Genomic DNA, 21698 nt, shown 5'->3' with positions numbered 1-21698 from the left:
GGTGGTGCGTTCTGAGCCGATCTGTTGCGGCCGCCACCCGGCATATGCCTGGGCCCGGCGGACTCCTCGGCCGAACCTCCCGGAGTTCTGCACCCGGTGCTAGGGTGGGCGCGATGTGCGGCTATTGAATTAGCCATCTACGGGGGGTCCGTTACACATGGTGCAGGTATTTCTATGGAAAGCGGCTGTCGGCCGAGCCTGTTTTAATTTCCGTCAATACGCGAGGGTGCGGTGCCGTCCGTTCCCGTCGCCGTCCGGCTATTCGGTTGAATCTGGAATTTCCTTCCCGCATTCCCGTCCGGTCCCGGTCCCGGCGACAGCGGGGGCGCGGTGAGTGCGGGCGGGGAGGGGCGCACGGGGCTCCACGACCCGGAGCTGCTGGCCCGCCTGGTCGAGGGGGCGCGGCGCGGGGACGCGCTGGCGATGGACGAACTGCTGGAGATCCTCGCGCCCTTCGTCGGCCGGATCTGCGGTCCCGTGGCGTTGCAGGACGGTCCCGACGCCGCGCAGGAGGCGCTGATCGCGGTGTTCCGCAGCATCCGTCAGCTCAAGGAGCCGGCGGCCCTGTTCGGCTGGGTGCGGGCGATCGCCGTGCGCGAGGCGCTGAAGTTCGCCAACCAGCGCCGGCGTCAGCCGACCGTGCCGATGGAGTGGGAGGACCCGCCCGTCGCGGGGGACCTCCACCTCGCCTCGGACATCACGGACGCGCTGGGCCGTCTGATGCCGGAGCACCGGGCCGTACTGATGCTGCGTCATGTGGAGGGCATGAGCGAACAGGAGGTCTCCGCGCTGCTGGAGATACCCGTGGGGACGGTCAGGTCCCGGCTGTTCCGGGCCCGGCGGTCATTCCGCTCGGCCTGGGGCTGAGCGGACGGCCACCCGTTCGCCCAGGCGGTCGAGCATCCGCTGGGCCCGCCTCGCCGACCAGGGGGCGCGCATCCGGTCCAGGGTGTCGCCGCCCGGCAGACGCAGGGTGCTGAAGAAGGCGAAGCGGCAGCCGTCGCCGTCCGGGGCGGCGGCCATGCCGCTGGTCAGCGCGGTGCCCTGCATCAGGCACCACCCGGGGCGCAGGACGACGTCGAAGCGCTCGCGGTAGCCGAAGGCGCCGGCCGCGCGGCCCGACAGCCGTTCCCCCGAGGACACCGTGACGGTGAAGGACCGCAGCCCCGGGACGATGAGCGGGAGTTCGGCCTCGAGGTCGGACGCCACGGCCCAGACGCGGTCGACGGGGACGTCGAAGCGGCGCTCGGCGAAGGCCGGGTGCCGGGCGCTGGACGCGATGACCCTCAGCCGGCGGATCGGGTCGAGTTCGGCCCGCGGCCAGCCGTTGTCCACCGCACCGGTCATTGCTGTCGCTCCCTCTCCACGCGTACGCGGGGTGACGTATGTGAGGGAGCGTCGCACTGTCTCCCGGGATGGTCAAGAGCTGGAAAAACTTTTGGCGCGGGTGCGCCCGGGCCGCGAACGAAGGGATTTGGCACCCGGGGGAGTACATGCGGTCCGGGGCGCCTCTTCTCTCTGTGAGAAACCAGGATACCGACCCTCGCGCCCGCCGGGAGAAGGGTTCGCGCGGGCGGTCTGTCGCCGGTTCTCACGGATACCGAGGACAACGGACGGGGAAGCGAGCATCGTGTATTTCAGTGGGCCGCTCCACAACCTTCACCGCGCTTTTTCCAGCAATGGGCCGCGCATTCCGGGCATGGGATTCGGGGTCGCCTCGGCCCACGAGGGACCGCCCGTCGCGGTGACCGACGAGGAGCGGAGTCTGGCGCGGACCATGCCGGAGGCGCGCCGCAGCGACTTCCTCATCGGACGCAGCGCGCTGCACCGCGCGGTGCGTGCGGCGGGCCTGACCGCCGGCTCCGTACTGTGCGACGGACCCCGCCCCCGGCTGCCCGAGGGGATCGCCGCGTCGATCAGTCATTCCGGCGGTGTCGCGGTCGCCGTCGCGGGCCCCTCGGCCCGGTTCCGGACCCTGGGCGTCGACCTGGAGACGACCCGACTGCCCGTCCGGGCGGCCCATCTGGTGCTGCGCGCCCCCGAACGCCCGCTGCTCGGCCCGCCTCACACGGCCGCGCGCCGCCTGCTCGCGCTCTACTCCGCCAAGGAGTCCGCCTTCAAGGCGCTGCACGCCGTCGTGGACCCGGCCCCCCGGGGACTGCGGGACGTGCGGCTGGAGCCGGACGGGACCGGCTACCTCGCCTGGGCCGCGGGCCACCCGCACACCCGCGTCCACGTGAGCGTCCGGCCGCTGCCCCGCGAGGGCGTCCTGTGCTGGGCGCTGCCCCGGGACTGACCGGGCACCCGCTCCCGCGCCCCGGGCGTCCCGTCGCCCCACGCGGGTCCCAGCCCTGCCCCACGCCTGCCCCACCACGCCTGCTCCACGCCTGTCCCACGCCTGCCTCACCACGCCTGCCCCACCACGCCTGCCCCACCACCTTGCCGCATCCGACGACGGAGGCCGATCTCGTCATGCACCCGCCCGCCGTACTCGCCTCACCCCGCCGCGTGCCCTCATGGACGCCGTCCGACTGGCGTGAACGCCCGGCCGCGCAGCAGCCCGACTGGCCCGATTCCGCGCTGCTGCGCCGGATCCGCGCCCGGCTGGCCGGCGCCGCACCCCTCGTACGGTCCGACGAGATCCTCGATCTGCGCCGCGCGCTCGCCGAGGCCGCCGCGGGCGAGGCCTTCGTGGTCCAACTGGGGGACTGCGCGGAGACCTTCGACGCCCCGACGTTCGCCGGTGTGGCGGCGCGGGTGGGCCAGCTGCACGGCACCGCGGGCACCGTCCGGGCCGCGCTGGGCCGGCCCGTGATCCCCATCGGCCGGCTGGCCGGCCAGTACGCCAAACCGCGGTCCTCCCCGACCGAGCGGGTGGGCGACCTACTGCTGCCGTCCTTCCGCGGGCACCTGGTGAACGATCCGCGCCCCGAGCCCGCCGCGCGCGTCCCCGACGCGATGCGGCTGCTGCACGGACACGCGCACGCGCGGGAGGTGCTGGCCCTGCTGCGGGAGCTCGCCGAGTCCGGCATGGCCCTGCCCGGGGCGACGGTGGCCGGCGCCCCGGCGGTGTGGACCAGCCACGAGGCGCTGGTCCTCGACTACGAGGAGCCCCAGGTACGACGCGACCCCGTCACCGGCAGCCTGTGCCTGACCTCCGCCCATCTGCCCTGGATCGGCGCGCGCACCGGTGACCCCGACGGGGCGCACGTGCGGTTCCTGTCCGGGGTCGCCAACCCGGTGGGCGTCAAGATCGGGCCGGGCACCGACCGCGCCCGCCTGGCCGCGCTGTGCGCCCGCCTCGATCCGGACCGGGAGCCGGGGCGCCTCGTGCTGATCTCGCGGATGGGGGCCGGCCAGGTGCGCGAGCTGCTCCCGCCGCTGCTGGAGGAGGTGGCGGGCGCGGGGCACCGGGTGGTGTGGATGTGCGACCCGATGCACGGCAACACCTACGTCGGCGGCAACGGGCACAAGACCCGGGACGTGGCGACGGTGGGTGCCGAGATACGCGGCTTCTTCGCGGCGGCGCGCGCCGCCGGCGCGACTCCCGGCGGTGTGCATCTGGAGGCCACGCCCGCCGAGGTCACCGAGTGTGTCGGGGGCGGCGCGGGCATCACCGAGGACGATCTGCACCAGCGGTACGAGACCGCCTGCGACCCCCGTCTCAACGGCTCCCAGACCGCCGAGATCGCCGCGCTCACCGCGTGGCTGTGCGAGGGCGGCGACTAGCGCCCGCCGTCCGGGCCACGCCGGTCCAGCGGAGCTCGGGCGCTGCCCCGCGACGCACGATGCCGCCGGACCTGGTGCCGGCGGCATCGGTGTGTCCGGCGCCGCCGGGGCCTGCCTCCGCCACCCGGGCCCGCCCGGCCCGGCCCGTCGGGCAGGACCCGGCCCGGGCCAGTTCCGGGGGAACCTTTGCCCGGTCCGCCGCCTCCTGACCGACCGAACGATCCGGTCCGACAACCCTCAGGAGCTTTTCGTGGAGTCCGTGGAGAACGAGCCCGTCGAGAACGACTCGGCCTCACCGCCCCAGCCCGAACTGGCGGGCGTGCGCCACCACTGGGTGACCGTGCGGGACGGCGTGCGCCTGCACGTCGCCGAGGCGGGCGAGGGGGAGCCGGTCGTGCTGCTGCACGGCTTCCCCCAGCACTGGTACGGCTGGCGGCGGCTGATCCCGCTGCTGTCCGGCAGCTACCGGCTGATCTGCGTGGACCAGCGCGGCTTCGGCTGGTCCGACGCGCCGGGCAAGGGCTACGACACCGACAGCAGGGTGGCCGACGTGGTCGCCCTCCTGGACGCACTGGGCCTGGACCGGGTGAGGCTCGTCGGGCACGACTGGGGAGCGTGGACCGGGTTCCACCTCTGCCTGCGGGCACCGCTGCGCGTCACGCACTACCTGGCGCTCAACATGATGCACCCCTGGCCGCTGCACCGGCGCCTGATGCCGCAGTCCTGGCGCTTCTGGTACACGGCGCTGCTGGAGCAGCCGCTCCTCGGGCGCTGGATGCTGCGCCGCCGCCCCGGCTTCACGCGCTACCTGATGCGCAAGGGAGTGGCGGACCCGGCGGCCTGGACCCCGGACGCGATGGAGGAGTTCGTCCGCTCCAGCCGGGAGCCCGCGCGGGCGCGCGCCGGGGAGGCACTGCACCGGGCCTTCGCCCTGCGGGACATCGCGCGGCTGCTGACGGGCCGGTACAAGAAGCTCCGGCTCACCACCCCGACCGTGGTCATGGGAGGGGAACTCGACTTCATGCTGCCCCCCAGCGTGCTGACCTCGGCCGGCCGGCACGCCGACGACCTGCGGGTCCAGGTGGTCCCCGGCTGCGGCCACTACCTCCACGAGGAGCGGCCCGACCTGGTCGCCCGCACCGCCGAGCGGCTCTTCTCCCGCCCGAGCTGACCCCGCCCGGCCACGGCCGCACCGCTCACCGCGCACGCGGGGGCGCCAGGTGCGGCCGTGGCGGAGCCGGAGCGTCCGGAAATTCTCGAAGTCCGGTGGAGTGCATCGGCCGGAAACCACCTCTTGTCTGATGTCGGCCGCTCCCGACCGGACGGTGAGCGATCCCGACCACTTCCGACACCGGACAGCCCTATACCGGCGCGTACTTCGTGCTGCCCGGACGTCTTCGCAGGCAAGCAGGGGGACCTTCCATGCCCGACGTATCCGCACTGAAGCTCGATGTCATGCCGCAGCCGACCGCACCTCTCGGGATCCTCCCGGCCGTCGCGGCGGAGAAGTACCCCGACACCCCCTTCCTCTCCGACACGCCCTGGCGCACCTACGACCGCCCGGTCCGCGACTTCGCGGACTTCGCCCGGGCCGTCGACGACTACGCCGACCGGTTCTGGGCCGGCGGCATCCGCCGCGGGGACGTCGTCGCGGTGGTGCAGCGCAACCACATCGAGGTCGAGGGCGTGATGTGCGCCCTGGGCAAGATCGGCGCCCTGCCCGCCCTGCTCTCGTCCGCCATGGAGACCGGCGAGCTCCTGGAGTGCTTCGCCCGCCTGGACGACCCCTACCTCGTCGTCGACTCGACCGGGCTGGCGCGGCTCACCGAGCACCAGCACGCGCTGCGCCGGCTGACGCGCAACGTGCTGTGCCTGGAGGAGACCGACGAGAACTGGGTCGTACCGCTCCAGGAACGCGTCGCGCACACCGCGGGCCCGCGCGACGCGGACGAGTGGTTCGTCATCACCCACTCGTCGGGCACCACCGGGGCGCCCAAGATGGCCGCGCACTCCACCCGTTCCCTGTTCGGCATGGTCGCCCCGATGATCATGATCTTCCGTGACCAGTACTCGCCGCAGGACCTGAACGCCAAGCACCTGTCCTTCGTGCACGCCCGCACCTGCGCGGGCACGCTCGCCTCGCTGGAGACCGCGATGCCCGCCCTGGCCATCGCCGATCCGGACCCCGCGAACGTCAAGCGGCTCATGCTCGAACACCGCCCGACCTCCCTCGAGACCCACCCCAACGTCTACATCCAGTGGGAGTCCCTGGCCGACGACCCCGACCGCCCGTTCCAGCACGTCGAACGGTTCATCAGCACCTTCGACGCCATGCACCCGCGCACCGTGCGGACCCTGCTGAACGCCTCCGAGCACCCCCGCGCCCACTACTTCCAGGCGTACGGGCAGACCGAGTCCGGCCCCATCTGCCTGCGCATCGTCAGCCGCGAGGAGTCCGCCGACTACTCGCCGCGCAACGTCGGCCACAGCGGCGGCGGCATGGAGATCCGGATCGTCGACGAGCACGGCGTCCCGCAGCCGCCGAACACGCCCGGCCTGATCGAAACCCGCTCGCCCGGCCGCATGCGCGGCTACGTCGGCGGCGACCCGATGCCGCCCGAGGACTCCTGGTGGCCCATGGGCGACATCGGCCGCCTCCTCGACGACGGCTCGCTGGAACTGCTCGACCGCTCCGTCGAACACGTCGACGGCGTCGGCAGCCTCCTGGAGAAGGAGGACCACCTGCTGGAGGCCCTGCCCGAACTGGTCGAACTCGTCCTGGTCAAGGACGACGACGGCACCGTCTTCGCGGTGGCCTGCCCCCGCCCGGACACCACCCCCGACGCCGACCGCTTCCGCGCGGTCGCCGCCGAGGCCGGGCTCCCCGGACTCCAGGTGCGCTTCTGGGAGTGGGAGGCCATGCCCGTCACAGGCACCAGCAAGGTCCGCAGGTCCGTGCTGCGCCGCAAGCTCGCCGGCCGGATCCACCGCACCGCCGCCACCGCCCCGAAGGAGGCCTGAGCAGCATGACGCACCTCTGGCACGAACTGTCCCGCGGCCTGCGCGACGGCACGCTGCTGCACACCCCCTCGCGCACCGAGGAACCCGTCTCCGGCGCAGCCCTGTTCGACCGCGCCGAGCGCACGGCCGGTGCCGTCCTCGCGGCCCGCGACGGCCGCGCCCCGCGCCGGGTGGGCCTGCTCATGGCCAACGGCGAGCCCTGGGTGCGCGGCCTGCTCGCCGCGTTCCGCCTCGACGCGGCGGCCGTCCCGCTGGCCCTGCCGGTCGCCTTCGGCGGCGCCGACGCCTACGCCGCCCACGTACGGCGCATCGCCCGGGACGCCGCACTGGACACCATGCTCGTCGACGGCAGCCTCGGCGGCCGGATCGTCGCCCGCGTCGCCGAGGCCGTCCCGCATATCCCGTTCGTCGACATCGCCGACGCCCCGCACTCCCGCGAGGACCTGCCGGCCACGCACGGCGGCGGCACGGCACCCGCGATCGTCCAGTACACCTCCGGCTCCACCTCCGCCCCCAAGGGCGTCGTGGTCACCCACGCCAACGTGTCCGCCGGGCTCGACGCGATCGAGGCCGGGACCCGGTGGACGACCGAGGACGGGCTCGGCGAGTGGCTGCCGCTCTTCCACGACATGGGCCTGTTCACGATGCTCGCCGCGCTGCGCATCGGCTCGCCCGTCTCCCTGTGGCAGCCCGGCGACTTCGTGCGCCGCCCGATGCGGTGGCTCGCCGAGTTCGCCGCCAGCCGCGCCACGATCCTCCCGGCCCCGAACTTCTTCTACGACTACCTGGTGGCCGCCGCGGCCAAGGGCATCCCCGACGACCTGGACCTGTCCGCCTGGCGCTACGGCGGCAACGGCTCCGAGCCGGTGCGCCGCTCCAGCCTGGAGGAGTTCCAGCGGACGTTCGAGCCGTACGGCCTGCGTCCCCAGGTCGTCCAGCCCAACTACGGCCTCGCCGAGGCCACCCTCATCGTCAGCACCGGCGTACCCGGCTCCCCGTACCGCAGCCTGGAGGCGGAACGTTCCAGCCTCGCCGTCGGCGACCGCGTCCGGGAGGCCGCCGAGCCCGGCCCCACCACCCGCACCGTCGTCTCCTGCGGCGCGCCCGTCGAGGGCGTCGACGTGCGCATCGGCGCCGCCGACGGCACCCCCCTCGAGGACGGCGTGGTCGGCGAGGTGCAGATCGGCGGCGCCCCCGTCACGTCCGGCTACCTCGGACTCCCCGCCGACCAGCAGCCCTTCACCGCGGACGGCATGCTCCGCACCGGCGACATCGGCTTCCGCCACGACGGCGAGCTCTACGTCATGGGCCGCGTCAAGGCCATGGCCGTCGTCCGCGGCCAGAACTACTACGCCGAGGACGTCGAGGAGATAGTCAAGGCCACCCCCGGGGTCGACCGCCGGCACTGCGCCGCCTTCGCCTGGGAGGACGGCCAGGAGGAGTACATGGTCGTGATCTGGGAGACGAAGCTCGACACCGAGACGGCCCACGCGGTCGGCGAGGCCATCCGCACCCGGCTGGCCGAGCACCTCGGCCTCACCGCCGTCGAGACCCTCGCGGTCTCCCCGCAGACCCTCCCCTTCACCAGCTCCGGCAAGGTCAAGCGCTCCGGCGCCGCCGACCTCTACCGCCGGCACCACTCCGCACTGCCCACCGCACCGGAAGGACAGCACTCGTGAGCGTCACCGCGACCCTGGACATCGTCGTACGGGCACTGGCCGCACAGGCCGGCGTCGCCGAGTCGTCCGTCGACCCCGAGAAGCCGCTGTCGGCCGTGCCGGGCATCGAGTCCGTCAAGGCCCTGCGCGCCATCACCGAGATCGAGGACGAGTGCGACGTCGTCATCCCCGACGACTTCCTCTTCGAGACCGCGACCGTGCGCGAACTGGCGGACTTCGTGGCCCGGCTGACACGGGAGGGCAGCTCCGTATGACCGTGGAGACCGCCGCCGCCGACACCCTGCTCGGCGCCCTCGACCGGTTCCGCACCGCACCGGCGGACGTCGCCCGCTACGACACCGACACCCCGACCGCGGCCCGCGCCCTGCGGGCCGCCCCCGAGCAGGTCGCGCGGCTCGCCGCGGCGGGACTGCCGCACGTCGTCGACCCGGCGCGGGGGCCGCTGTTCGACTACGACGACCTGATGAACGTCGGCATGTTCTGCGGCACCGGACAGACCGTGCCCGAACTCGGGCTGCGCTTCCTGATGCGCTTCGCCGCCGCCCAGCGGGACAGCTGGTTCGCACCCCGCGACTGGGAGATCGGCGTCCACCCCTCCCGTACGGCCGGCGGCGAGGCGGCGGAGGACCGCGCCGCCGGCGACACGGGCCGGCAGGTGACCGTGCGGGTCCCCGACCTGTCCGCGCCCGGCGTGGAACTGCTGGACGGCGGACCGTTCGACGAGCCGCTGCGCCCCTCGGGGTACACCGCGGCCGTCCGGCTGACCGGCGCCCGGCACACCGTGCGCGACCCGCGCGTCCACGAGGCGTGGTCCGAGGTCGTCGACGCCCTGGCCGCCCGCCGGGTCATCTACCAGACCGTGCCCGAAGCCCTGCGCGCCGACCACCACCGGGCCTGGGAACTCGGCATCGCCGACTGCGTCGTCGCCTCCCGGCTGCTCGCCGACCGGCTGCGCGCGGCCGGACTGGAGGCGACCGCCCGCCGCGGCTACCTGCTCGGCCTGTTCGGCAGCGACCACGCCTGGTGCGACGTCGTCGAGGACGGCGTGCACAAGTCGCTCGACCCGGTCTTCGCCTTCGTCGCCACCGTCGGTGACGAACGGGGCGTCGCCGAGTCGCCCGAGTTCGCCGCCGCCTGCTTCGGCAGCCGCTTCAACCGGCTGCTGCCCTGCCGCACCGACAGCGCCGAACCCCTCGTGTACTTCGACGGCGAACCCGCCCCCTACTGGGCGATGGTCGGCGTCGGCGCCCGCCCCAGGAGGAGCTCATGACCGCCGTCCGCTCCCTGACCGACGTACGCGCCCTGATCCGGGGCAGCCTGGACCACCCCGTCCTGCTGGACCGGCTCGGCGACGACGACGACTTCGCCGGGGCCGGCATCGGCTCGGGCGAGCTGATCCGCATCGCGCTGAGCCTGGAGGACGAACTCGGCCGGCCCCTGGAGGACGAGGAGCTCCTCGGCCTCACCACGGTCCGCGCCGTCGCCCGGCTGGCCGGGGCGGAGGCGAGCTGACATGTGGCTGAACCACGTGATGCGCCGGGGCCTCGACCGGGACCCCGACGCCCTCGCCCTGCGCGACGCCCGCCGCGACGTCAGCTGGCGCACCCTGCACCGGGACGTACGGGCCCTGGCCGCCCGGCTGCGCCACGACACCCTGCCCGGCAGCCGCGTCCTGGTGCTCAGCGCCAACCGCGTCGAGGTGCTGGAGACCTACTTCGCCTGCGCCGCCGCCGGTCTGGTCGCCGTGCCGGTCAACCCGGCGCTGACCGATCCCGAGATCGGCGCCATCATGGAGTCCGTCGAGCCCTCGGCGGCCGTCGCCGAGGAGGCGTACGCGGCCCGGCTGGGCGCCCTGTACCCGGGGCTGCCCGTCACCGACATCGCGACCGTCGCCGAACTGCCCGACGAGGACGCCGGGCAGGACGGTGCCGGGTCCGCGGACGGCACCGGCACCGGCATGGCCGACCCCGTGCTCATCCTGCACACCTCGGCGACGACCGGCCGCGCCAAGGGCGTCGTCGTCGACCAGCGCTCGCTCCAGATCAACGCGCTGTCCTGGATCGCCGACGTCGGCCCGCGCCCGGGCACCGCCTTCCTCAACGCCGGCCCGCTCTTCCACGGCAGCGTCGTCATCGCCCTGGACCACCTGGCCGCGGGCGGCACCGTCTGCGTCCTGGACCGCTTCACCCCGCAGGGCTGCCTGGCCGCCCTGGAGCGGTGGCGGATCGAGCACGCCTTCCTGGTGCCGTCCATGGTCCGGCTGCTGCTGCGCGCCAAGGGCCTGCCCGGCACCGACCTCTCCCGGCTGCGGCTGCTGCTGCACGGCGCCGCCCCGATGCCCGAGGACCTGGCCCGCGAGGCCCGCGAGCGGCTCGGCGCCGACCTGCAGACCATCTTCGGCATCACCGAGGGCGGCGGGCCCGTCCTCACCCTGCGCCCGGACACCCCTGTCGGGCCGCCGCCGGTGCCCGGCGCGGTCTGCGTCGGCGTGCCGATGCTCGGCGCCGGGCTGCGCGTCACCGACGCCGACGGCCGCGAGGTGCCCGCCGGTGTCATCGGCGAGCTCCAGGTGAGCGGCGACGGGCTGATGCAGGCCTACTGGAAGAACCCGGAGGCCACCGCCGACGTCCTGCGCGACGGCCGGCTCAACACCCACGACGTGGGCTGCGTCGACCGGGACGGCCGGGTCTGGGTCGTCGACCGCCGCAACGACCTCATCCTGCGCGGCGGCCAGAACGTCTACCCGGCCGAGATCGAGCACGTCCTGCGCCAGTCCGGGAACGTCGCCGACGTGGTCGTCGTACCGGTGCCGTCCGACACCTGGGGCCAGACGCCGGTGGCGTTCGTGCAGCCCACCGGTGACGACCGGTTCGACGCGGAGGAACTGCTGCGGCTGTGCGTGGCGGGACTCGCGCCCTACAAGCGGCCCACCCACTTCCTGCCGATCGAGCGCATCCCGCGCAACCCGGCGGGCAAGGCCCTGCGCACCGACCTGCGCGAGATCGCCCGGCAGACGCTCACCGCCGACAGGGAGAACACCTCATGAGCACCACCGACTACACGCGTCCCGAGGTACTGACGGACCTCGCCGGCGAGTGGGCCGTCCCGGTCAACGGCAGGGCCGTCATCCAGTGGGACTACGACCGGCGCAACGACAAGATGGTCCGGCTGTACCAGCAGGGCAAGCAGCGCCAGTGGGACATGGACGAGCGGCTCGACTGGGACCACGAGGTGGACCCCGACGACCCGCTGGGCCTGCCCGACGACTTCATCTCCATCGCCGGCTCCAAGCTGTGGGACCGGCTGCCGGAGAGCGAGCGGCGGATCGTGCGCCGGCACAGCAGCGGCTGGCTGTACTCGCAGTTCCTCCACTCCGAGCAGGCCGCGCTCATCGCGGTCGGCAAGATCCTGCTCACCGTCGAGGACCTCGACTCCAAGCTGTACGCCGCCACGCAGATGATGGACGAGGCCCGGCACGTGGAGGGCTTCAACCGGTTCCTGCACACGAAGATCGGGCTGCGCTACGGCCTGTCCCCGTCGATCTCCGCCATGTTCGAGCAGGCGATGCGCGAGCCCCGCTGGGACTTCGGGGTGCTGGCGGCGCACATCCTGGTCGAGAACATGGGCCTGGCGACCTTCGGCGTGCACCGCGAGCGGCTGCGCGACCCGCTGGCCCGCGCCTTCAGCGCCTACGTCGCCCGTGACGAGGCCCGGCACGTGGCCTTCGGACGGCTGCTGCTGCGCGCCTACTACCCGCAGCTGTCCGAGGCGGAGCTCAGGGAGCGCGAGGACTTCGTCGTCGAGGGCTGCTGGGCGCTGCGCGACCGGTACGTCGACGACGAGATCTGGCAGCACCTCGGGTACGGGGAGGAGGCGATCAAGGCCTCCCGGCGCTCGCCCGCCAAGCGGGAGTTCCGCCGGCTGGTCTTCATGCGCATCGTGCCCGGCCTCAAGGAGATCGGGATGTTCGGGCCCCGGGTCCAGGAGGCGCTGGCCAAGATGGGAGTCCTCGGCTTCCACGAGGTGGACGAGGAGGCGCTGCGTGCCCTGGACGACAAGGCCGCGGTGGACGCGCTGACCCAGCACGAGATGGCGCTGCGGCACCGCGACATCGAGCAGGTCGCCGACCTCGGCAGCGCGGCGCCCTCGGACGGCACCCCGGCCCCCTGAACCGGGCCGCCGCCGCGCCGGGGTACAACCCCCGGCCCCGCCGCGGCGGCGGCCCCATCCCCCGACACGGCCACGGGACACGCGACCCGCGGCGCCCCCGCCCGGCGACCCCGGGCACCGGAACGCGGCGAGCCCAGCGGTGTCCGGGAGGGCGCCGCGTCGGCGCGGGCGGCGCGCCCGCACCCGCCGGTCGGGGCGGCACACCGTGCCCCGTACCGGTCCCCGAACCCTGGAAACGCGGAGATGCCAGCATGCTCGAAACCACCCCGCCACCCACCCGGCCGACCCGGCTGCGCGGCCTGGCACCGGACGGTGCGGACACCAGCGGCCGGCGCATGCTCGCCGGCCTGGCCGACGGCACGGTGCCCGCCCCGCCGGCCGCCCGCACGCTCGCGCTGCCGCCCGCCACCTCGTGGCTGCCCGGCCTGGTCGTCTGCGAGACGTCCTTCGACGAGGAGCTGACCCTCACCCCCGGTGTCGTCTTCGGCGGCTGGATCGCCTGCCTGGTCGACCACTTCGCCGGACTGGTGATGCTGTCGGCCATCCCGGACGGCGCCGGCTTCCTCACCGCCGGACTGTCCGTCGACTACCACGCACCGCTGGTGCCCGGCCCCGTCCGCATCGAGACCGTACTGACCAGCTGCTCCACCCGGCGGGCCGTGGCCGAGGTGCGCTTCGAGCAGTACGGCACCCGGGCCTGCACCGGGACCGTCGAACAGATCATCCACCGCACGGCCGGCCCGCAGACGGAGCGAGGGACATGCGCGACAGCGAACTGACCCAGGACCACCGCGACTTCCAGGCCATGGTGCGCGACTTCGTCGAGCGGGAGATCGTCCCGTTCCACGCGGACTGGGAGCGCGCGGGACTCGTCGACCGCGAGGTGTGGCGCCGCGCCGGCAAGCTCGGACTGCTGGGCATCGACGTGCCGGAGGAGCACGGCGGCGGAGGCGTCCGCGACTTCCGCTACCAGGTCGTCCTCAGCGAGGAGATCATGCGCGTCGGCGCGACCGGCATCGGCTTCGCCCTGCACAACGACGTCGTCGCGCCCTACCTCCTGGAGCTGGCCACCGACGAGCAGAAGCGGCGTTGGCTGCCCGGCTTCTGCTCGGGCGACCTGGTCACCGCCATCGCGATGACCGAACCCGAGGCCGGCAGCGACCTCCAGGCCATCCGGACCACCGCCTTCCAGGACGGCGACGACTACGTGCTCCGCGGCGCCAAGACGTTCATCACCAACGGCATCCATGCCGACCTGGTCGTCGTCGTCGCCCGGACCCGCCCCGGCACGGGCGCGCGGGGCCTGAGCCTGCTCGTGGTCGAGCGCGGCATGCCCGGCTTCTCCCGCGGCCGCAGGCTCGAGAAGATCGGCATGGCCGCGCAGGACACCGCCGAGCTGTTCTTCGACGACGTCCGGGTCCCGGCGGCCAACCTGCTCGGCACCCCCGGCCGCGCCTTCCTGCACCTGGCGGCCAACCTGCCGCAGGAGCGGCTCGGCATCGCCGCCTACGCCGTGGCCGCCGCCGAGACCGCCTTCGCCCAGACCCTCGAGTACTGCAAGAACCGCACCGCCTTCGGACAGCCCGTCGGCACGTTCCAGCACGTCCGCTTCGAACTGGCCGAGATGGCCACCGAACTGGACGTCGCCCGCACCTACGTCGACCGGGCGGTGATCGAGCACAACGCGGGGCGTCTCGACGCGGTGGCCGCGGCCAAGGCCAAGTGGTGGGCCACCGACGTCCAGCGCCGGGTGCTCGACCGCTGCGTCCAGCTGCACGGCGGCTACGGCTTCATGCGGGAGACGCCCGTCGCCAGGGCGTTCGTGGACAACCGGGTGCACCCGATCTACGGCGGCACCAACGAGATCATGAAGGAGATCATCGGCCGGGACCTGGGCGTCTGACCCGGCCGCCCGCGCCGCTCCCCGCCCGCGCCGCTCCCCGCCCGCGCCGCTCCCCGGCCGCACCGGCCCGGCCCCGCCGCCCGGCCGTCGGCTCCGGCCCGCACCAGTCCGGCGAATCCGCCGACGACCCGACGCAAAGGACCACGATGACGGCAACGACCCACCGGACCGCGGCGACGGCACACCAGTGGACCACCCCGGCCGGCGCCGAGGTGACCCGCCGGTCCGAACCCCAGGACCTCGCACGGGCGGAGACCGAGCTCGCCCGTCTGGAAGAAGCCCTGGACACCCGGCGCGGACTGCTCATGTCGGGCCGCTGCGACCAGCCGGGCCGCTACCGGCCGTACGACATCGCCTACGTCGACCCGCCCGTCGAAGTGACCGCCCACCAGGACGACGTCCGGCTGCGCGCGCTCAACGAACGCGGCCGGGTCCTGCTTCCCGCGCTGTTCCACGCCCTGGCCCCGCTGCGGCCCCGCCGGGACGAGACCGCGGGCACCGTCACCGTCGCGATCGACCCGAGCGGCGGCGCAACGCCCGACCGCGCCCCCTTCGCCGAGGAGGACCGCACCCGGCTGCCCTCGGCCTTCACCGTGCTGCGCGCCGTCGTCGCCGCCCTCGCCGGACCGCACGACGACGTGTGGGGCCTGTACGGGGCGTTCGGCTACGACCTCGTCCTGCAACTCGACCCCGTACCGCAGCACCAGGACCGCGACCCGCGCGACCGCGTCCTCGCCCTGCACCTGCCGGACCGCATCCTGTGCGTCGACCGGCACCGGGGCACCGCGGTGCGGCACAGCTACGACTTCTCCCACGCCGGTCGGAGCACCGTCGGGCTGGACCGCGCCACACCCGCCGCGCCCCTCGCACCGCCGGCCCGGCCGCCGGCCCCGCGCGACCACGCCCCGGGGGCCTACGCGGCGCTCGTCCGCCTCGCCAAGGAGCGGTTCCGCTCCGGCGACCTGTTCGAGGTGGTGCCCGGCCAGAGCTTCCACCGGCGCGCCGAAGCACCGCCCTCCGAGGTCTTCCGCAGGCTGCGGACCCGCAATCCGGCGCCGTACGGCCTGCTGATGAACCTCGCCGACGGCGAGCACCTGGTGGGGGCGTCGCCGGAGATGTTCGTGCGCGTCGATCCGCGGGCCCGCACCGTCGAGTCCTGCCCGATCAGCGGCACCGTCGCCCGCGGCCGGGACCCTCTGGAGGACGCCGAGCAGATCCGGGCGCTGCTCGGCTCCGACAAGGAGGAGTCGGAGCTGACGATGTGCACGGACGTCGACCGCAACGACAAGGCGCGGGTGTGCGTGCCGGGCAGCGTGGAGCTCCTGGCCCGCCGGCAGATCGAGCTGTACTCCCGGCTCATCCACACCGTCGACCACGTCCGCGGCCGGCTCCGTGACGACCGCGACGCGCTCGACGCCTTCATGAGCCACATGTGGGCGGTGACCGTCACGGGAGCCCCCAAGCGTGCCGCCATCGCCTTCGTCGAGGAGCACGAACGCAGCCCGCGCCGCTGGTACGGCGGTGCGGTGGGCCGCATCGGCTTCGACGGGGGCCTGGAGACCGCGCTCACCCTGCGCACCGTCCAGTTCCGCGACGGCGTCGCCACCGTGCGGGCCGGGGCGACACTGCTGTTCGACTCGGACCCGCGGGCCGAGGAGGACGAGACCGTGCTCAAGGCGGGTGCGCTCCTCGACGCGGTCGAGAACGCGGGCGCGGGCGGGGCGCAGCGAGCCCGCGGACGGTCCGCAGCCGTGCCGGTGCCGGCCGGCCGCCGGCGCCGCGTGCTGCTCGTCGACCACCAGGACTCCTTCGTCCACACGCTCGGCGACTACGTCCGGCAGACCGGCGCGGAGGTGGTCACGTACCGCGCCGGATTCCCTCTGGACCTGCTCGACACCCTGGCGCCCGACCTGGTCCTCCTCTCGCCCGGCCCCGGCCGCCCGGCGGACTTCGGGATGTCCGCCCTGCTGGACGGGGTGCTGGCGCGCGGACTGCCGGTGTTCGGGGTCTGCCTGGGCCTCCAGGGCATCGTGGAGCACTTCGGCGGGACCCTCGGCACGCTGCCGTGGCCCGTGCACGGCAAGCCGTCGTCGGTCGAGGTCGCCGACGACGGGGGAACCGTGTTCCGCGGCCTGCCGGCCCGGTTCCGCGCGGGGCGCTACCACTCCCTGTACGCCGATCCGGCGACGCTGCCGGAGCAGCTGAGGGTGACCGCCCGCACCGCCGACGGCACGGTGATGGGCGTCGAGCACCGCACCCTGCCGGTGGCGGCCGTGCAGTTCCATCCCGAGTCGATCATGACGACCGGGGAGGACGCGGGTCTCACCCTGATCGCCAACGCCGTGGCCGGACTCAAGGGCTCCGTGCGGGCCACCGCGACGGCCGGGAGCCCGCGATGACGACGAACGAGACCCACCGGAACCCGGTGCCCGACCGCACCGGGGACCCCACGGACGCGGGGGACGAGCGGGCGGCGGAACCCGCGGTCGAGTCGGCCGCGGCACCGTCGGCCGGCGGTACCGCGGCCGCGGTGGACGAGGGCGTCACGGCGGCCGCCGGCGACGAGCGGACCGCGGCACCTGCCGGCGACCCCGCCGCGGGGCCGGGGGACGACGTGCCCGCCGCCCGCGCCATACCCCGCTCCTCCTTCACCCGCGGCGCACGGCTGATGTCCCTGCCGCTCGGCTTCGCGGGCCGCTCCGCGCTCGGGTTCGGGCGGCGGCTGCTGGGGGAGCCCGGCGACCTGATCGCCGGTGAACTGCAGCGCCGCACCGCCCGCCAGCTCTTCCGCGTCCTGGGCGAACTCAAGGGCGGGGCAATGAAGTTCGGCCAGATGCTGTCCGTCTTCGAGGCGGCCCTCCCACCGGAGGTGATCGGTCCCTACCGGGCCGCTCTGACCCTGCTCCAGGAGGCCGCGCCCGCCCTGCCGGCCGACCAGGTGCACGCCGTCCTCCGGGAGGAGCTCGGCCCCGACTGGCGCGACCGGTTCAGCGCGTTCGAGGACACGCCCACGGCGGCCGCGTCCATCGGCCAGGTGCACCGGGCCGTCCACACCGACGGCAGGACCGTCGCCGTCAAGATCCAGTACCCGGGCGCCGGCGAGGCGCTGCTCGGCGACTACGCCCGGCTCGGCCGGCTGATCCGGCTGTTCTCACTGGTCACCCCCGGCCTGGACGTCGAGCCCATGCTGCGCGAGCTGCGCGAACGGGTCGCCGAGGAGCTGGACTACCGGCTCGAGGCCGAGGCCCAGCAGGCGTTCGCCGACGCCTACCGGGGCGACGAGGAGATCGTGGTCCCCGGCGTGGTGGCCTTCACCCGGCGGGTGCTCGTCACGGAGTGGCTGGAGGGGACACCGCTCGCCGCCGTCATCCGGGAGGGCACGCAGGCCGAGCGCGACGCCGCGGGCCTCAGGTACGCGCGCTTCCTGTTCTCCGGGCCCGAGCGGGTGGGGCGCCTGCACGCCGACCCGCACCCCGGGAACTTCCGCCTGCTCCCGGACGGCAGGCTCGGCGTCCTGGACTTCGGTGCCGTCAAGCACCTCCCGGACGGCTTCCCCCCGGCCCTCGGCAGCCTGATCCGGCTGGCACAGGACGGGGACTGGGCCGCCGCCCAGGAACTCCTCGTGCGGGAGGGCTTCGTCACGGCGGGCGCCCCCCTCGACCACGACGCCCTCGGCGCGTTCCTGCTGCCGGTGGCCACGCCGTCGGCCGCGGAGACGTACCGCTTCACCCGCGAATGGCTCCGCGAGGAGGTCGTGCAGGCCGTCGACCTGCGCGAGGGCGGCCTGCTGCGCCGCTTCAACCTCCCGCCCGCCTACGTGCTGGTGAACCGCGTCGTCGGCGCCGCCACCGCGGTGCTGTGCCAGCTCGAGTGCGAGATCCCGTTCCGCGCGGAGGCGGCCCGGTGGCTGCCGGGACTCCTGCCGGTCCCGGCCGGCGCGCGGGAGGGGGAGGCCACCGGCGACTGACTCCCCCGGCGGGCCCGGCCGTCCCGGCGTCGGCCGTCCCGGCGTCGGGTGTCCCGGTCCCGTGCGACCTGTATAACGGTATGCAGAATCCGGTACGGGTGAATAGGTCGAGGGGGAGCACGTCATGAGCGGGACGGACGGCCCGGCCGCGCGGCTGCAGGCGCTCTTCGAGGGGCACCGGCTGACGCCGACCCAGCGGCGCATCGCGCACAGCATGGTCCGGCGCGCGTCCGACGTGCCCTTCCTCTCCAGCGTGGAGCTGGCCGAGCTGGCCGGGGTCAGCCAGCCGTCCGTGACCCGCTTCGCCGTCGCCCTGGGCTTCGACGGCTACCCGGCGCTGCGCCGGCACCTGCGCGAGGTCGCCCCCGCGGAACCGGCGGCGGACACCGGCTCCTGGAACGAGTACCAGCAGGCCGTGGAGGCCGAGATCGCGAACCTGCGGCACCTGGCGGAGGCGCTGGCCGACCCCGGGCCGGTGCGGGAGGCGGGCCGGGTGCTCGCCGGCAGCCGGCCGCTCCCGGTGCTCGGGCTGCGCGCGGCGGCCGCCCAGGCGCACGGCTTCGCCTACTTCGCCGCCAAGGTCCACCCCGACGTGCGGCTCCTCAACGAGGGCGGCACGATGCTCCACGACCGCATCGACGCCGCCGTCCGGGCCGGCGCGAGCGCCCTGCTCTGCTTCGCCCTGCCCCGGCATCCGCGCGAGGTCGTCGACACGCTCGCCCACGCCAAGGAGGCGGGGCTCACGGTGGTGACCGTCGCCGACTCCGCCTTCGCGCCGGTCGCCAAGGTGTCCGACCTGCTGCTGCCGGCCGCCGTCGGCACCGGCCTCGCCTTCGACACGGCCTGCGCGCCGATGCTGCTCGGCCGGGTGCTGCTGGAGGCGATGTGCGACGGGCTGCCGGACGCCCAGGCCCGGCTCGAGGAGTTCGACGCCGAGGCCGTGGCCCGGGGCCTGTTCGTGGAGTGACCGCGACGGCCGACGGGTTCTCAGATTCGTCTCAGCTTCCCCCGTTACAGTGCGGCGCCCGACACATCCGTCGGACGCATCGAACTGACAGGACTGGGGACGAGGAGGCCGGCACGTGGCACGCGGAGGACAGGGACTGGCTCGGGTCGCCGTCGTCGTACGGGCGGGGGCGGCGCCGCTGTGGTGGCTGGGCGCGCTCGCGGCGGGCATCGGTGTGCTGGTGCCCGGACTGACCGGGCGCCGGATCGGCGTCCTGGCCGGCGCGGCGCTGTTCATCGTGGCGACGGCCGTGGTGGCCTCGGCGCGCCGCGGGCGGTACACCGCCCTGGCCGGCGCGGCCACCCGCGCGGGCAAGCACGACGTGCTCCAGGACCGCGCGGTGACCGTGCGCAACTGGCGCCGGGGCCACCGCTGGTGGCTGCTGCTCGCCTTCCTCGCCGCGCTCGGCAGCGCCTTCGCCGTTCCGGCCGCGGCGGGACTGCTGATGGCGGGCTGCGGTGCCGGGCTGTGGCTGAAGTCCGCCTGGATCGGCCGCCGTGAACAGGACGGGGACGCCCTGCTCTGGGTCCGCGTGGACTGGCTCGCCCGCACCGGCGGCCGCCCGGCGGGCAGGGCCGTCAAGACGTACCGCAGCACGGGCGTCGCGGCGGGCGACGCGGCCCCCGGCGGCGCGAGGCGCAGGACGGCGGCGCCGGTCTGAGCGGGGGCGGTCGCGCAGGCCCCCCGTCAGGGGCGCGGGGGCCCGCGCGATCCGCCACGACGGACGCGCCTAGGACGGACCCGCGCCCCCATGGCCAAGGGCTCCGGTCAGTGCGTCGGCGTGCTCTCCCCCCGCCTCGGCCACGATCTCCTCGACCTCCTGCGCCCTGCGCACGGTGGCGAAGGCGACACCCCCGCCGCCGCCCCCGGCGAACCCGTAGACCGCCGGCCGCGCCAGCGAGTTGTACGCGTAGTGGTGAGCGAAGTAGTACGCCCCCGTGTCCAGCGCCGCCGCGTAGTCCCCCTGCTCCAGCAGCGGCAGCGCGCGCCCGGTCGCCAGCAGGTCGCCGGCGAAGCACGCCGGACCCGCCACGTCCTGCACCACGTCCGGCCCCTCCTTCGGCAGTCCCTTGCCGTCGTACGCGGCGATCCGCAGCGGCCACGCCCCCGGCGCGTACACCGTCCGCGTCGCCACCTGCACGCCCGCGTGCGTCACCGCGACCGGCCGGCCCCCGGCGCTCTTGGCGTACTCCACCCGGGCCACGACCGTGCCGTGCTTGGCCAGCAGCGACCGCCCGAACTCGGTGACCAGCCCGTACCGCCCGTCGAACAGCCCCGGCACCGCCTCGCGCAGCACCCGCGCGTACGCGGCGTACGTCGGCGTCGTCTCGTCCGACGCGAAGTTCACCGGCAGCCCGCCGCCGATGTCGACCGTGTCCACCTGCCGGCGCCCGGCCCGCTCGTTGATCTCCTCGGCGAGCGCGTACGTCGCCGCCACCCCCTCGGCCATCAGCGTCAGCGGGATGCCCTGTGAGCCGGTGTGCGCGTGCAGCCGGGTCAGCCACGGCCGGTCCAGATACGCCCGGACCACCCACTCGCGCGCCCCCTCGTCGCGCAGCGCCACGCCGAACTTCGAGGTCGCCGTGGCCGTCGAGAGCGCCTCGATGGAGCCTCCTCCGACCTGCGGGTTCACTCGTATGCCGAGCGGGGACCGGCTCGCCCCCGCCGCCATCAGGGCATCGAGGCGCGCCAGCTCCTGCGGGTTGTCCGCGTTGACCGCGACCCCCAGCGCCAGCGCCTCGCGCAGCTCGTCCGGCGTCTTGGCGGGCGAGTCCAGCACCGTGCGCTCCGCCGGCACGCCCGCGGCACGCGCCAGGGCCAGCTCGCCCGGGCTCGCGACCTCCGTGCCGATGCCCTCCTCGTGCAGCAGCCGCAGCACCGGCACCAAGGGGGTCGCCTTCACCGCGAAGGCGTGCAGCACCGGTGTCCCCGGCGCCGTCACCGCCTCGAACGCCGCCCGCAGCGCCGCCGCCGACTCCCGGATCCCGGCGACGTCCAGCAATCCGACGACCGGGGCGCCGGGGCCGAGCAGCCCCTGCTCCACGGCCGCCCGCACCGCCTCGTCGCGCCGCGCCGCCCGCATCCCGTCGGTGCCGTCGAGCTCACCGTTCGTGCCCGTGCCGTTGTCCATGTGCTCCTCCGTCTCCTCGCCCGCCCGCCTGCCCCGGCCCGGCCTCCAGCCAAACATCCGCGACGCGGCCGCGCCGGGACACGGACGTATTG

The 21698-nt window shown here is 74.5% G+C and carries 19 protein-coding genes; 17 read left to right on the top strand and 2 right to left on the bottom strand.

All coding sequences use genetic code 11. The features are described 5' to 3' along the window. Positions 1 to 330 precede the first annotated feature (330 nt). A complete protein-coding gene (locus tag AC0VYN_RS31865; protein WP_475533766.1) occupies positions 331 to 867 on the top strand; it encodes an RNA polymerase sigma factor in 537 nt (178 codons plus the stop codon). Here the strand turns inward: AC0VYN_RS31865 and AC0VYN_RS31860 are convergent. Beyond that, positions 844 to 1347, bottom strand: coding sequence for a hypothetical protein (locus AC0VYN_RS31860; protein WP_475533765.1), 504 nt, complete (start codon positions 1345 to 1347; stop codon positions 844 to 846). The two genes, AC0VYN_RS31865 and AC0VYN_RS31860, sit on opposite strands and share 24 nt — an antisense overlap. 352 nt (positions 1348 to 1699) lie before the next feature. On the opposite strand from AC0VYN_RS31860, the gene AC0VYN_RS31855 reads away from it, so the two are divergent. The 16 genes from AC0VYN_RS31855 (at position 1700) to AC0VYN_RS31780 (ending at position 20136) form a co-directional block, all read left to right on the top strand. Then, positions 1700 to 2296: a 4'-phosphopantetheinyl transferase superfamily protein gene (locus AC0VYN_RS31855; protein WP_475533764.1), complete on the top strand. Its 597-nt coding sequence runs from the start codon at positions 1700 to 1702 to the stop codon at positions 2294 to 2296. Positions 2297 to 2508: 212 nt separating this feature from the next. After that, on the top strand, positions 2509 to 3729 hold the full coding sequence (locus AC0VYN_RS31850) for a 3-deoxy-7-phosphoheptulonate synthase (RefSeq protein WP_475533763.1): 1221 nt from the start codon (positions 2509 to 2511) through the stop codon (positions 3727 to 3729). A 250-nt stretch (positions 3730 to 3979) separates the two neighbouring features. Next, positions 3980 to 4900, top strand: coding sequence for an alpha/beta fold hydrolase (locus tag AC0VYN_RS31845; RefSeq protein WP_475533762.1), 921 nt, complete (start codon positions 3980 to 3982; stop codon positions 4898 to 4900). 251 nt (positions 4901 to 5151) lie between these two features. Continuing rightward, on the top strand, positions 5152 to 6750 hold the full coding sequence (locus AC0VYN_RS31840; RefSeq protein ID WP_475533761.1) for a class I adenylate-forming enzyme family protein: 1599 nt from the start codon (positions 5152 to 5154) through the stop codon (positions 6748 to 6750). A 5-nt stretch (positions 6751 to 6755) separates the two neighbouring features. After that, positions 6756 to 8429 (top strand): AMP-binding protein, encoded by a 1674-nt coding sequence (locus AC0VYN_RS31835; RefSeq protein WP_475533760.1) that lies wholly within the window; start codon positions 6756 to 6758, stop codon positions 8427 to 8429. After that, entirely contained in the window at positions 8426 to 8683 is a 258-nt protein-coding gene (locus AC0VYN_RS31830; protein ID WP_385458976.1) for an acyl carrier protein, read from the top strand. Before AC0VYN_RS31835 ends, AC0VYN_RS31830 begins: the two co-directional genes overlap by 4 nt. Next, positions 8680 to 9699 (top strand): hypothetical protein, encoded by a 1020-nt coding sequence (locus tag AC0VYN_RS31825; RefSeq protein WP_475533759.1) that lies wholly within the window; start codon positions 8680 to 8682, stop codon positions 9697 to 9699. Before AC0VYN_RS31830 ends, AC0VYN_RS31825 begins: the two co-directional genes overlap by 4 nt. Beyond that, positions 9696 to 9941, top strand: a complete 246-nt coding sequence (locus AC0VYN_RS31820; RefSeq protein ID WP_362497771.1) for a phosphopantetheine-binding protein — start codon at positions 9696 to 9698, stop codon at positions 9939 to 9941. The genes AC0VYN_RS31825 and AC0VYN_RS31820 overlap by 4 nt, the downstream gene beginning before the upstream one ends. Before the next feature lies 1 nt (position 9942). After that, positions 9943 to 11475 (top strand): class I adenylate-forming enzyme family protein, encoded by a 1533-nt coding sequence (locus AC0VYN_RS31815; RefSeq protein ID WP_475533758.1) that lies wholly within the window; start codon positions 9943 to 9945, stop codon positions 11473 to 11475. Beyond that, a complete protein-coding gene (locus tag AC0VYN_RS31810; protein WP_475533757.1) occupies positions 11472 to 12599 on the top strand; it encodes a ferritin-like domain-containing protein in 1128 nt (375 codons plus the stop codon). Before AC0VYN_RS31815 ends, AC0VYN_RS31810 begins: the two co-directional genes overlap by 4 nt. 251 nt (positions 12600 to 12850) lie before the next feature. Next, positions 12851 to 13378 carry a PaaI family thioesterase gene (locus AC0VYN_RS31805; RefSeq protein ID WP_451686174.1) on the top strand — a complete coding sequence of 176 codons (528 nt, stop codon included), beginning with the start codon at positions 12851 to 12853 and terminating at the stop codon, positions 13376 to 13378. Then, positions 13360 to 14502 (top strand): acyl-CoA dehydrogenase family protein, encoded by a 1143-nt coding sequence (locus tag AC0VYN_RS31800; RefSeq protein WP_475533756.1) that lies wholly within the window; start codon positions 13360 to 13362, stop codon positions 14500 to 14502. The genes AC0VYN_RS31805 and AC0VYN_RS31800 overlap by 19 nt, the downstream gene beginning before the upstream one ends. A gap of 146 nt (positions 14503 to 14648) precedes the next feature. Beyond that, positions 14649 to 16901: an anthranilate synthase component I gene (locus tag AC0VYN_RS31795; protein ID WP_475533755.1), complete on the top strand. Its 2253-nt coding sequence runs from the start codon at positions 14649 to 14651 to the stop codon at positions 16899 to 16901. A 269-nt stretch (positions 16902 to 17170) separates the two neighbouring features. Further along, on the top strand, positions 17171 to 18469 hold the full coding sequence (locus tag AC0VYN_RS31790; RefSeq protein ID WP_475537026.1) for an ABC1 kinase family protein: 1299 nt from the start codon (positions 17171 to 17173) through the stop codon (positions 18467 to 18469). 124 nt (positions 18470 to 18593) lie between these two features. After that, complete coding sequence (locus AC0VYN_RS31785) at positions 18594 to 19436, top strand: MurR/RpiR family transcriptional regulator (protein WP_385458963.1); 843 nt, start codon at positions 18594 to 18596, stop codon at positions 19434 to 19436. 115 nt (positions 19437 to 19551) lie between these two features. Then, positions 19552 to 20136, top strand: a complete 585-nt coding sequence (locus AC0VYN_RS31780) for a hypothetical protein (RefSeq protein WP_475533754.1) — start codon at positions 19552 to 19554, stop codon at positions 20134 to 20136. A 69-nt stretch (positions 20137 to 20205) separates the two neighbouring features. Here AC0VYN_RS31780 and AC0VYN_RS31775 read toward each other — a convergent pair whose 3' ends face one another. Further along, positions 20206 to 21606: a type III PLP-dependent enzyme domain-containing protein gene (locus tag AC0VYN_RS31775; protein ID WP_475533753.1), complete on the bottom strand. Its 1401-nt coding sequence runs from the start codon at positions 21604 to 21606 to the stop codon at positions 20206 to 20208. Between the last annotated feature and the right edge of the window lie 92 nt (positions 21607 to 21698).

Source organism: Streptomyces sp. 63XJN7_1_ISO-PGPR-S23-121 (assembly GCF_056173025.1).
This window is presented reverse-complemented; position numbering and strand designations above follow the sequence as displayed.